12 protein-coding genes are annotated in these 11,555 nt (G+C 70.8%); 6 read left to right on the top strand and 6 right to left on the bottom strand.

Annotation, left to right across the window (positions count from 1 at the left end):
* The first annotated feature begins 77 nt into the window (after nucleotides 1–77).
* Nucleotides 78–833: a hypothetical protein gene (locus OG966_RS11570; protein ID WP_326649438.1), complete on the top strand. Its 756-nt coding sequence runs from the start codon at nucleotides 78–80 to the stop codon at nucleotides 831–833.
* On the opposite strand, the gene OG966_RS11565 is transcribed toward OG966_RS11570, so the two are convergent.
* From OG966_RS11565 to OG966_RS11550, 4 genes are all read right to left on the bottom strand, one after another.
* On the bottom strand, nucleotides 782–1,492 hold the full coding sequence (locus tag OG966_RS11565; protein WP_326649437.1) for a hypothetical protein: 711 nt from the start codon (nucleotides 1,490–1,492) through the stop codon (nucleotides 782–784). The two genes, OG966_RS11570 and OG966_RS11565, sit on opposite strands and share 52 nt — an antisense overlap.
* Complete coding sequence (locus OG966_RS11560; RefSeq protein ID WP_326649436.1) at nucleotides 1,489–3,264, bottom strand: phosphatidylglycerol lysyltransferase domain-containing protein; 1,776 nt, start codon at nucleotides 3,262–3,264, stop codon at nucleotides 1,489–1,491. Before OG966_RS11560 ends, OG966_RS11565 begins: the two co-directional genes overlap by 4 nt.
* Before the next feature lie 79 nt (nucleotides 3,265–3,343).
* Nucleotides 3,344–4,405, bottom strand: a complete 1,062-nt coding sequence (cobT, locus tag OG966_RS11555; RefSeq protein ID WP_326655164.1) for a nicotinate-nucleotide--dimethylbenzimidazole phosphoribosyltransferase — start codon at nucleotides 4,403–4,405, stop codon at nucleotides 3,344–3,346.
* Nucleotides 4,406–4,592: 187 nt separating this feature from the next.
* Nucleotides 4,593–5,792: a bifunctional adenosylcobinamide kinase/adenosylcobinamide-phosphate guanylyltransferase gene (locus OG966_RS11550; protein ID WP_326649435.1), complete on the bottom strand. Its 1,200-nt coding sequence runs from the start codon at nucleotides 5,790–5,792 to the stop codon at nucleotides 4,593–4,595.
* A 91-nt stretch (nucleotides 5,793–5,883) separates the two neighbouring features.
* Between OG966_RS11550 and OG966_RS11545 the strand changes: the two genes are divergently transcribed.
* Complete coding sequence (locus OG966_RS11545; protein ID WP_326649434.1) at nucleotides 5,884–6,093, top strand: hypothetical protein; 210 nt, start codon at nucleotides 5,884–5,886, stop codon at nucleotides 6,091–6,093.
* 618 nt (nucleotides 6,094–6,711) lie between these two features.
* On the opposite strand, the gene OG966_RS11540 is transcribed toward OG966_RS11545, so the two are convergent.
* Entirely contained in the window at nucleotides 6,712–7,506 is a 795-nt protein-coding gene (locus OG966_RS11540) for a class I SAM-dependent methyltransferase (protein WP_406733900.1), read from the bottom strand.
* Complete coding sequence (locus OG966_RS11535; protein WP_326649433.1) at nucleotides 7,506–8,105, bottom strand: DUF3043 domain-containing protein; 600 nt, start codon at nucleotides 8,103–8,105, stop codon at nucleotides 7,506–7,508. The genes OG966_RS11540 and OG966_RS11535 overlap by 1 nt, the downstream gene beginning before the upstream one ends.
* A 304-nt stretch (nucleotides 8,106–8,409) precedes the next feature.
* Here OG966_RS11535 and OG966_RS11530 point away from each other — a divergent pair, with 304 nt between their 5' ends.
* From OG966_RS11530 to OG966_RS11515, 4 genes are all read left to right on the top strand, one after another.
* Complete coding sequence (locus OG966_RS11530) at nucleotides 8,410–9,195, top strand: PspA/IM30 family protein (protein WP_326649432.1); 786 nt, start codon at nucleotides 8,410–8,412, stop codon at nucleotides 9,193–9,195.
* Nucleotides 9,196–9,204: 9 nt separating this feature from the next.
* Nucleotides 9,205–9,483 carry a PspA-associated protein PspAA gene (gene pspAA, locus OG966_RS11525; protein WP_326649431.1) on the top strand — a complete coding sequence of 93 codons (279 nt, stop codon included), beginning with the start codon at nucleotides 9,205–9,207 and terminating at the stop codon, nucleotides 9,481–9,483.
* 123 nt (nucleotides 9,484–9,606) lie between these two features.
* A complete protein-coding gene (locus OG966_RS11520; RefSeq protein ID WP_326649430.1) occupies nucleotides 9,607–10,827 on the top strand; it encodes a sensor histidine kinase in 1,221 nt (406 codons plus the stop codon).
* Nucleotides 10,824–11,510 carry a response regulator transcription factor gene (locus tag OG966_RS11515; RefSeq protein WP_326649429.1) on the top strand — a complete coding sequence of 229 codons (687 nt, stop codon included), beginning with the start codon at nucleotides 10,824–10,826 and terminating at the stop codon, nucleotides 11,508–11,510. Before OG966_RS11520 ends, OG966_RS11515 begins: the two co-directional genes overlap by 4 nt.
* Nucleotides 11,511–11,555 lie beyond the last annotated feature (45 nt).

The following is an 11,555-nucleotide window of genomic DNA, read 5'->3' as shown; positions in this document are numbered from 1 at the left end:
GCGCAGTATCGCGCGAAGGGTAGCCCGGCCGGACTGACGGTAAGTTGCGCATAACGCGCGAATCGGGAGCGGGTGGCATGGGTCACTGGTTTTACCGCAACATCGTCGAGCCGGGGAAGCTCCCGATGCTGCTCGCGCTGGCCTCCTTCATGCTCACCTTCCTGGTGACGCGCACGGTCACCCGGCTGATCAGGGCAGGCCGGGGGCCGTTCAAGAACATCACGCCCGGCGGCATGCACATCCACCATGTCGTCCCCGGCGTCATCCTGGTCGTGATCGGCGGCTTCGGGGCGGTCGGCAACGGCCGGGACGGCCCCGCCGCAGTGGTCTTCGCGATCCTCTTCGGGATCGGCGCGGGCCTCGTGCTCGACGAGTTCGCGCTCATCCTCCATCTCGACGACGTCTACTGGACCGAGCAGGGCCGGCAGAGCGTGGAGGTCGTGGTGATCGCCTCGGCCCTGGCGCTGCTGGCACTCGGCGGCTTCTCGCCGCTCGGCGTGGACCAGCTCACTCCCGACGAACGCCAGGACCGCGCCTCGCTGATCCTGACGCTGGCGTTCAACTTCCTCTTCGTGATCATCGCGCTCTTCAAGGGCAAGCTGCGGATGGCGCTCATCGGCACGCTCATCCCGTTCGTGGCGATCTTCGGTGCGCTACGGCTGGCCCGGCCCGGCTCGCCCTGGGCCCGCCGCTTCTACCGCAACCGGCCCAAGGCGCGCGCCAGGGCCGGGCTGCGCTCCTTCCACCACGACCGCCGCTGGGACCGGCCGCGCCGCAAACTTCAGGACCTGATCGGCGGGGCTCCCGACCGGCTTCCGGTGCGCAAACGCTGACGCCTGAGCCGCAGCCGTCGGCGCAGCGCCGAAAGCCCGCACACCGCCAGCACCGCCGCGATCGCCGCCAGATGCTCCTTGCCCGCGAGATTGTTCTTGAAGAGCACCTCGCCGACCATCAATACGGCCACCAGCACCGCCGTGCACCAGGCCCGGTAGCGCCAGCAGACGAAGACCGCGAGGCCGACGACCGCCGCCGACGGGCCGGTGTCGACGACCACGGCGTCCGAAGGGGGAAGCCCGAAGAGGCCCTCGGGGTCGAGTGAGACACCGATCCGTGCGTACGTCGTGCCGGCCAGCGTCGACACATACGCGATCACCAGCGTCCGCCACCGGCCCAGAGTGATCTCCGCGATCCCGAAGACCAGCAGGACCTGTGCCAGCGCACCCCACACCGGCAGATCCAGCGCCGGGACGAACAGCGACAGCGGGGTACGCAGCAACGCCAGCCAGAGTGGGTCATCGGCCTTCACGAAGCCGAGGTTGCGCACCGGGCCGAAGCCCCAGGACTGGTTCTGCACCAACTGGAACAGGGCCGTGAGACAGACCGCCCCGAGCGTCATCGGGATCGCCCGCCACTTCCTCGTGACGAGTGCCCTGCGCACGGTCACGTACAGCGGCCCCCACTCACAGCGGGCGAACGCGCTCACCGTGTTCAACGCTTGGTCTCCAGGTGTCTGCGGTGCAGCCACTTGGGCAGTCCCGGCGCCTCGAGGAAGCCCTCGGCGCGGCCTGCCGCCAGGCCGATGCGCAGCAGGTCGGCGCTCTTTTCGAAGAGCATGAAACGTGGCTCCCAGATCGGTCGGTACTTGGCATTGGCGCGGTACAGCGACTCGATCTGCCACCAGCGGGAGAAGAAGCTGAGGAGCGAGCGCCACAGTCTCAGTACCGGACCGGCGCCGAGCTTCGAGCCACGTTCGAAGACCGATCTGAACATCGCGAAGTTCAATGACACCTGAGTGATCCCGATCTCCCTCGCGCGCTGCAGGAGCTCGATGACCATGAATTCCATCAGGCCGTTCTCGGAGCCCCGGTCACGCCGCATGAGATCGAGCGAGAGCCCCTTGGGGCCCCAGGGCACGAAGCTCAGCACCGCCCGCAACTCGCCCTGGCCGTCCGTGCACTCGAGCATCACGCAGCGGCCGTCGCCGGGATCGCCGAGCCGCCCCAGCGCCATCGAGAAGCCGCGCTCGGTGGCTCCGTCGCGCCAGTCGTCGGCGCGCCCGAGCAGTACGGCCATCTCCTCGGGCGGGATGTCCTCGTGCCGGCGGATCCGCACCTCGTACCCGGCGCGCCCGACTCGGTTGTAGGCCTGGCGCACGGTCCGCATCGCGCGGCCGTCCAGAGTGAAGTCGTCGGTCTCCACGATCGCCTCGTCGCCGAGCTCCAGGGCGTCCAGACCGTGCCGCGCGTAGATCGTCCCTGCCTCCTCGCTCGCGCCCATCACCGCGGGGATCCAGCCGTGTTCACGCGCCTCGGCCAGCCAGGGGTCGATCGCGCCGGGCCATGCCTCCGGGTCGCCGATCGGGTCGCCCGAGGCGAGCGACACCCCGCCCACCACGCGGTACACGACGGCGGCCTTCCCGGTCGGTGACCAGACAGCGCTCTTCTCGCGGCGCAGCGAGAAGTAGCCGAGCGAGTCACGGTCGCCGTGGCGCTGCAGCAGGACGCGCAGCCTCTCCTCGTCGTCCTCGGTGAGCGCGTCGACGGCCCGGCGGGAGCGGAAGGCCGCGTACAGCACGGCGAACAGCAGCAGCGTGGAGAGCACGTTGATGGTGACGTTGACCCAGCCGGGCGTGCTGATGCCGGCGATGCGGGAGTCGTCCGCGGCGAGCGAGACCAGCCGCATCAGGCCGTAGTACCAGCGCTCCAGGAAGGTGGACCGGCCGGCCGCGGTATTGGTGACGGTGACGAGTATCGCGGCGAGCAGCGAGGTGACCAGGAGCCCGCCGACCGCGACGGCCGCGGCCAGCTTGGGGTTGGAGCGGTCACCCTTCGCGTAGAACTCCCGCCGGCCGAGCACCAGCGCGAGTACGAAGGCGGCGGTCAGGACGAGCGAGATCCAGTTCTGCGCGTGGTCCCGGATTTCGGGGTCGACGCCGATCGCGAGAACGAAGAGCAGCAGGAAGAGTCCGGCCAGTACCAAGTTGAGGATCCAGGCGGCGCGCTTTCGGCGGCGCATGGTGATGGCCAGGAAGAGCGTGAAGGCGCCGGAAGCGAAGCCCGCGGTGAGCAGATACGGCGTGAAGTAGTCATCGATGTTGTGCCGCCGGAGATCCTGGAGGAGTGAAACCCACACAGCACTCAGGAGGTTGATGAACGCGACGGCGCGCAGATACCAGACGGCGAACGTCGCGCTGCGCCGCGAACGGACGGTGCTTCGGCTCGTACTGCGGCTCGCCTCTTCGCTGGACAAGCGGACCTCTCCCATGAAACGCGATGATATGGGGCATCGCGCATCAAGGTGGGCGAGGGTGCGGCCGCCCGGTGGTGGCGGCCGCACCGACGCGTCAGTCCGTGTCGCTCTCCACCGGCTCCGTACGCTCCGGCAGTTCGGCCGCGAGCACGGCCGAAGCCTGCACGAGGGGGAGCGCGAGCAATGCCCCGGTTCCTTCCCCCACAGTGACGCCATGATCGAGCAGCGGGTTGAGCGCCATACGGTCCAGCGCCTTCGTCTGCGCGGGTTCGCCGCTCACCTGACCCGCGAGCCACCAGTCCGGCGCTCGGAATGCCGCCCGCTGGCCGACCAGCGCACACGCCGCCGAGACCACTCCGTCGAGGATCACGGGCATCCGCCGTACGGCACTCTGCAGCAGGAATCCGGTCGTCGCGGCCAGATCCGCGCCGCCCACCGTCGCCAGCAGCTCCAGCTGATCGCCGAGCACCGGCCGGGCGCGCCGCAACGCGTCCCGGATCGCCGCGCACTTGCGCATCCAGGCCAGGTCGTCGATGCCGGCGCCGCCGCGGCCGGTGACCACGGAGGCGTCCGTGCCGCACAGCGCGGCGATCAGCGTGGCGGCGGGCGTGGTGCCGCCGACACTCAGATCGCCGAGGACGACCAGGTCGGTGCCGGAGTCGGCCTCTTCGTCGGCGATCGCCATACCGAGGCGTACGGCCTGCTCGGCCTCCTCGACCGTCAGCGCGTCCTCGACGTCGATACGTCCGCTGCCGCGGCGCACCCGATGACGTACGACCTCGTCCGGCAGCAGTTCCGGATCGCAGTCCAGACCGGCGTCGACGATCCGCACCGGCACGCCCATCCGGCGGGCCAGTACGGCGACGGGGCTCGCGCCCTCCAGCGTGGCGCGCACCAGCCGGTGCGCGGAGCCGGACTCCCGCCCGGAGACGCCTAGTTCGGCGACCCCGTGGTCACCGGCGAACAGCACCACGCGCGGCTGGTCGATGGCCTTGACCGGCACGGAGGCCTGCGCGGCCGACAGCCACTCACCCAGCTCATCGAGACGGCCGAGGGAACCGGGCGGAACGATCAGCCGCTCGCGGCGTTCTTCGGCGTCACGCCGCATACCGTTGTCGGGGCGCTCGATCAGGTCGGAGAAGTCATCGAGATTCAGCCTGCTCATTCGCCGAACAGTACCGTTAGCCGGTCTTGGGGTGTGGGTGGGCCGGTGGCGCAGTCACCCGGTCATGTGGCTGAGGTGGGCCGGGGGCGTTGGTGGTTGCTGTCCGGTGGGTGGTTTCCTCGTGGGCAGCCGGGAGGCGCCCCGGCACCTGGTCGGCGGGCTTGCCGAGTTGGGGTGGTCAGCCGCGGAGGACGAGGGCCTGGCCCGCGACGACCAGCAGGACGTGTTCGCACTCGGCGGCGAAGGCGGCGTTGAGACGGCCCAGTTCGTCGCGGAAGCGGCGGCCCGACGCGGTGGCGGGGACGACGCCGCTGCCGACCTCGTTCGTCACGGCGACGACCGTGCGCGGGGTCTGCCGTACCGCGGCGACCAGTTCGGCGACGCGCGCGTGCAGCGCGTGCTCGCCGTCCGCCGCCCACTTCGCGTCGTCCCACGCGCCCACCCGGTCCATCGCGTCGGTGAGCCAGAGCGAGAGACAGTCGATCAGCATCGGCGGCCCGTCCTCGGCGAGCAGCGGTACGAGATCGCAGGTCTCCACGGTGTCCCAGGCCCCGGGGCGGCGGTCGCGGTGCAGGGACACCCGGGCCGCCCACTCGGGGTCGCCGTCCCTGCTGCCGCTCGTCGCCACGTACAGCACCTCGGCGAAGGTCTCGAGCCGGCGCTCGGCCTCCACCGACTTGCCGGAGCGGGCGCCGCCGGTGACCAGGGTGCGGCGGGGTACATCCGGTACGGCGTGGTACTCGCCGACGGTCAGCGTGGTCCCGTCGGGCACGGCCCGCGCGCCCGCGGCCGCGAGTCGCCGGGACAGTTCGGGGCCGCCGGGCACGTCGTGGTCGAGGTGTACCGCGATGACATCAGTGCTCGACCCGATCGCCCCGGCGGCGCGCAGCCGCGCGATCGCGTCCGGCCGCCCCACGACATCGGCGACGACCATGTCGTACGCGGCCCGCCCTTCGGCGAGACCGGCAGGCGCTCCGCCGGGGGGCAGATAGAGGAGCCGCTCGCCCTCCAGAGAGGTCACCTCGTACCCCGTGCCCGGGTTGTCCATCGGTACGGCACGCACCCGGTGCCCGCTGATCAGCGTCAACTCCTGTCCGTCCGGGACCCGTCCCGCCGCAGGCAGCCCGGCGGGCAGATCCACGGGGGGTCCGTCGTGCGGATGCGTCAGCAGCACCTGCCGTACGCCGACGAGTGAGCGCCCGGCCCGAGCGGCGGCCATGGCGGCGCCCGGGGTGAGGTCGAGCAGCAGCGCGCTGTCGACGAGCAGCGAGGTGGCGGCGCGGGCGAGCGGGCCGCGGGCGGTGGCGCAGGCGGCGCACGGGCAGTCGGGCCGGGGGAGTCCGGCGGGGGCGCCGGTGCCGAGCAGAGTGAGTTCCACGCTCACGATCCTCCCGCGTCACCGCGGGGCGTGCGCGCCCGGCTACGCTGCGGGCAGCAAGGAGATCACTGGTGGGCCTTGGGAGGCGGACATGGCATGGACGTGGCGTTTCGAGAAGTCCGACGGGACGGAGGTCCAGCCGGCGGTGCAGCCGGAGGAGTTCACGACGCAGGGGGACGCGGAGTCGTGGATCGGTGAGTTCTGGAAGGACCTGCTGGAGGGCGGGGCGGACCAGGTGATCCTGTCGGAGGACTCGACGAAGATCTACGGCCCGATGAGCTTGCACGCGAACGAGGCGTAGCCCGCGCGGTCCTCGCGGGGGCGGGTGCCTTGCGGGGGCGGGCCGGGGTGCTGGTCCTCGCGGGTGCGGGTCCCTTGCGGGGGTGCCGTGGTCCCGGGGTGTGGTGCTTTGCGGGGTGCGGGGCTTGGGTGTGGTGCCTTGCGGGGTGCGGGTTTTGGGTGCTTGGGCGTGTCCGGTCTTGGGCGGGTGGCCGTCCGGGGTCCGCGCTCCTGGGCTCGTGTCCGGGACTGCTTTCCTCACCGCGCTTCGCGCGAGTTGCGACGCTTTACGTCCCGGACACGACCCCTGCGCGTCCCCCTGCCAGGGGCGGGCCCATTGGCTCCTCGGGTGGCCGCACCCGAGCGGTGTGAGGGGCCGCGACGCGGAGCCGGTGGCCGTAGGTGGGCGAGGCGGCGCTGCCGCCGGAACGTCCCGCCGCGGGCGGTCTCGGGCCGGTGGCAGTCCGGGGGACCAATTTCCGCAGCGCGCTTCGCGCGAGTTGCGACGCCGACCCCTGCGTGTCCCCCTGCCAGAGCCGGCCCGCGCCCCCGACGTTCTCGCCCGCTGCCGGGGGCCGGGTCCGCGCCCGTGGTCCGCGGTGCGGAGAGCCGCCGCTCGGGTGTGCCCAAGGGCCGCGGCTCAGCCGCGTACGCCGCACAGGTGCAGCAGCGCGGCCACTCCGCGGTACGGCTCCGTGCGCCCCGCGCGGTCCTCCGTCGCCAGCAGCCGCTCCAGCTCCTCGGCGGGCGGCAGGTCGGCCTCGTCGGGGACGTTGTCGGTGAACACCCGCACCCCGTACCAGGCGTGCAGCGGCGCCGCGATCCCCGCCAGCGTCGCCGTCAGCGCCTCGAGCCGGTCCGCGCGTACCGGAAGCCCGAGACGGTTGGTGTACGCATCGGTGTCGAACGCGGTTAGCGCGGCCGACCAGTCCCCGGCCAGCCCCGGCCGCATGGCCAGCGCGTCCGCGTTCCGTACGAGCAGTGAGAGAAGACCGCCCGGCGCCAGCATCCTGGCCATGCCGGCCAGCATCGCGTCCGGCTCTGTGACGTACATCAGCACTCCGTGGCAGAGCACCACGTCGAAGCTGCCGGGCAGGAAATGCACCCCGGTGTCCCGGCCGTCGCCCTCGATCAGCCGGACCCGCTCACGGATTCCGGCCGGCTCGGCGGCCAGCGAGGTGCGAGCCGCCTTCAGCGTCGCGGGATCGGACTCCAGACCGGTCACCTTGTGACCCGCCCGGGCGAGCCGCAGCGCCTGGGTGCCCTGCCCCAACCCCACATCGAGGATGCGCAGCCGCTGCCCGACCGGGTAGCGGGCGGCTATCTGCTCGTCGAGCTGGCGGGCGACAAGCTCCTGGCGGACGGTGTTGCGCAGTCCGCCGAGCCCGGCCAGCCAGTCGGCCGAAGCGCCCCCGAAGCCGGAGACCGCCGTGATCAGGGCCGCTCTCCGCGCTTGACCTGCGGCTTCGGCAGGCGCAGTCGGCGCATCTGGAGCGTACGCATCAGGCCGTAGGCGATCGCGCCGCGCTTGGACTCGTTCGGGAAGCGCTCGTTCAGCTGCTTCTTCAGACGGAACGCCAGACCGATCGAGTCGATGACGATCAGCACGATGACGCCGAGCCAGAGCAGCAGCGCGATGTTCTGCAGCGAGCCGATCCTGACCATGCTCAGCACCAGGATCACCACCGCGAGCGGCAGGAAGAACTCGGCGATGCAGAAGCGGGAGTCGACGAAGTTGCGCACGAAGCGGCGTACCGGTCCCTTGTCACGGGCCGGCAGATAGCGCTCGTCGCCACTGGCGAGGGCCTCCCGCTGCTTGGCCATGTCCACGCGGCGGGCCTCCCGCTGGCGCTTCGCGGCCTCCTTGCGGTCGGTCGGCGCCGAGCTGGAAGCACGGCGCCGCTGGGTCTGTGCCTCACTCCGCTTGGGCGTGGGGCGGCCCTTCGGGGCCTCGGGGTCACGGGGCTGCTTGGAGAGGTCTGCCTGCACCTTGTCGGTGGGGGACTTCTCTTCCTTGGAACGGCTACCAAACACAAAGCCCAAGGGTACGGGGTGAAATGCGGGGACCCAACGCCGGTGGGGAACGATCCCGCAACACCGTGCGTCTGTAGGGGACAGAAGCCGGCCGTAAGCCGGACAGAGCGGACGTTGCCCGTGGTTTCCCTGACGGCCACCTACTCCTTGCGCCGGATCGAAGCCGTACGCAGTCGTCCTTGGGGAGGAGCGCATCCGCGCTGGAACAGTGCGGTAATGGATGCAGGGCCCGTACTGTGGGTTCTGTTGGAGTGCTGAAGCTGAGTCCGTCAGAAGGGGGCGCGCGAAGCCCATGAGCGGTGTCATGAAGCGTATGGGGATGATCTTCCGCGCGAAGGCAAACAAGGCCCTCGACAGGGCCGAGGATCCGCGCGAGACCCTCGATTACTCGTACCAGAAGCAGCTCGAACTGCTGCAGAAGGTGCGCCGCGGAGTCGCCGATGTGGCGACCTCCCGCAAGCGGCTCGAGCTGCAGCTGAACCAGTTGCAGGGACAGTCGACCAAGCTGGAGGACCAGGGCCGCAAGGCGCTGGCGCTCGGCCGTGAGGACCTGGCGCGCGAGGCGTTGTCCCGTCGCGCATCGCTGCAGCAGCAGGTCAGCGACCTGGAGACACAGCACACCACACTGCAGGGCGAGGAGGAGAAGCTCACTCTCGCCGCCCAGCGGCTGCAGGCCAAGGTCGACGCCTTCCGTACGAAGAAGGAGACCATCAAGGCCACCTACACCGCGGCCCAGGCGCAGACCCGGATCGGCGAGGCCTTCTCCGGCATCTCCGAGGAGATGGGCGACGTCGGCCTGGCGATCCAGCGGGCCGAGGACAAGACCGCGCAGTTGCAGGCACGGGCCGGCGCGATCGACGAACTGCTCGCCTCCGGCGCCCTGGACGACCAGTCCGGGATGGCGAAGGACGACATCGCCGCCGAGCTGGACCGCATTTCCGGTGGTACAGATGTAGAGCTGGAGCTGCAGCGGATGAAGGCCGAGCTCGCGGGCGGCTCGGGTCCGCAGCAGGCGATCGAAGGCGGTGCCGCAGGCCGGCAGGACGCCGCCCCGCAGCAGAACACCCCGAACAAGTTCGACAAGCAGTAGGGACTCGTCATGATCGTACGGATCATGGGGGAGGGCCAGGTGAAGTTGGCGGACAGCCACTTCACCGAGCTCAACAAGCTGGACGACGAGCTGCTGGCCGAGATGGAGCGCGGTGACGATGAGGGCTTCCGCCGGACTCTCAACGCGCTCCTGGACAGGGTCCGCGAGCTCGGCGAACCCCTGCCGGACGACGCCCTGGAGCCGTCCGAGCTGATCCTGCCGGCCCCGGACGCCACGCTTGAGGACGTCAGGGAGATGCTCAGCGACGACGGTCTCATCCCCGGCTGACCACGCGCACTCCAACAGCCGAACGGCCCCGCCCCGGATCGGTCCGGAGCGGGGTCTTCCGCTGTCTTCTGCCGTGTACGCGGGTGTACGCGGCCGTCGCGGCACGCCGTACCGTTGCTGGATGTGACCTCACTCGCCACCGGGTTCGCCCGCACCCAGCGCTGGCTGCGCGCGCATCCGATGGCGTTCGACGGCGCGCTCGCCCTGGCCGTACTGATCTGCATGGTCGTCGGCTCCTTCGCCGATCCGAACGGACCGCACGGTCCGGCCTTCTTCAGCCGTACGCCCGAGCCGCGCAGCCTGGTGCTGATGGTCCTGGTCGCCGGGGCCCTCGTCTTCCGTCGCCGCAACCCGATGGCCGTGCTCGTGTTCACCACCGCGATCTCGGTCGTCGAGCTCGTCGTGGGCGATCCGGCCGCCCCGGTCGCGATGAGCGCCGTGATCGCCCTCTACACCGTCGCCTCCTGCACCGACCGCCCCACCACCTGGCGCGTCGGCCTGCTGACCATGGCCGTGCTGACCGGCGCCGCGATGTTCTTCGGTTCGACCCCCTGGTACACCCAGGAGAACCTCGGCCTCTTCGCCTGGACCGGGATGGCGGGGGCCGCGGGCGACGCCGTTCGCAGCCGCCGGGCCTTCGTCGATGCGATACGCGAGCGGGCCGAGCGCGCCGAGCGCACCCGCGAGGAGGAGGCCCGCCGACGGGTCGCGGAGGAGCGGCTGCGGATTGCCCGCGACCTCCACGATGTGGTCGCGCACCACATCGCCCTGGTCAACGTCCAGGCGGGCGTCGCCGCGCATGTCATGGACAAGCGGCCGGACCAGGCCAAGGAGGCCCTCGCCCATGTCCGCGAGGCCAGCCGCTCCGCGCTCAACGAACTGCGCGCCACGGTCGGCCTCCTCCGCCAGTCCGGCGACCCGGAGGCCCCCACCGAACCGGCTCCCGGCCTCGATGTCCTTGATGAGCTGGTCATCACCTTCCGGCAGGCCGGTCTGCCGGTCGAGGTGGCCCGTGCCGACGACGGGATCCGGCTGCCCGCGGCCGTCGACCTCGCGGCGTACCGGATCATCCAGGAGTCGCTGACCAATGTGCAGAAGCATGCGGGCACGGAGGCGAAGGCCGAGGTGAGCGTGGTGCGGGTCGGCCGCACCGTGGAGGTCACGGTGCTCGACAACGGCGCCGAGGCCGAAGGGCCGGCGGACGGCGGCGGCCACGGTCTGCTCGGTATGCGCGAGCGGGTCATCGCACTCGGCGGCACCCTCACCGCGGGCCCCCGCTACGGCGGCGGCTTCCGGGTGCAGGCGATACTGCCGGTCAAGACCCGCGCGGGGGAGGACACATGACGATCAGGGTGCTGCTCGCCGACGACCAGACACTGCTGCGCAGCGCGTTCCGGGTCCTGGTGGACTCCGAACCCGACATGAATGTCGTCGCGGAGGCGGCGGACGGCGCCGAGGCGGTGGCGCTCGCCCGTTCCGCCAAGCCCGATGTCGTCCTGATGGACATCCGGATGCCCGGGACGGACGGGCTCGCCGCCACCCGCATGATCAGCGCCGACCCCGAACTGGTGAACGTACGCGTCGTCATGCTCACCACCTTCGAGGTGGACGAGTACGTCGTGCAGTCGCTGCGGGCAGGCGCATCGGGCTTCCTCGGCAAGGGAGCGGAACCGGACGAACTGCTCAATGCCATCCGTATCGCCGCTGCGGGCGAGGCGCTGCTCTCGCCGGTCGCCACCAAGGGCCTGATCGCCAAGTTCCTTGCGCAGGGCGGCACTTCGGACGACGGGCAGAAGGCCCGGGAGCACTCCGAGCGGCTCTCCGCGCTCACCGTGCGCGAGCGTGAAGTCCTCGTCCTGGTCGCCGGCGGCCATTCCAATGACGAGATCGCCGAACGGCTCGAGGTCAGCCCGCTGACCGTGAAGACGCATGTGAACCGCGCGATGGCGAAACTCGGTGCCCGCGACCGCGCCCAATTGGTGGTTATCGCGTACGAATCGGGCCTGGTACGTCCGAGGGTGGAGTGAGCCGCAGCTCCGAGTACTCCAGCTGCGGTATGCGCGAGATAAGGA

The sequence above is a fragment of the Streptomyces sp. NBC_01750 genome, from assembly GCF_035918095.1.
Lineage (GTDB): Bacteria > Actinomycetota > Actinomycetes > Streptomycetales > Streptomycetaceae > Streptomyces.
The sequence above is the reverse complement of the archived record's forward strand: the minus strand, read 5'-3'. Positions and strand labels throughout refer to the sequence as shown.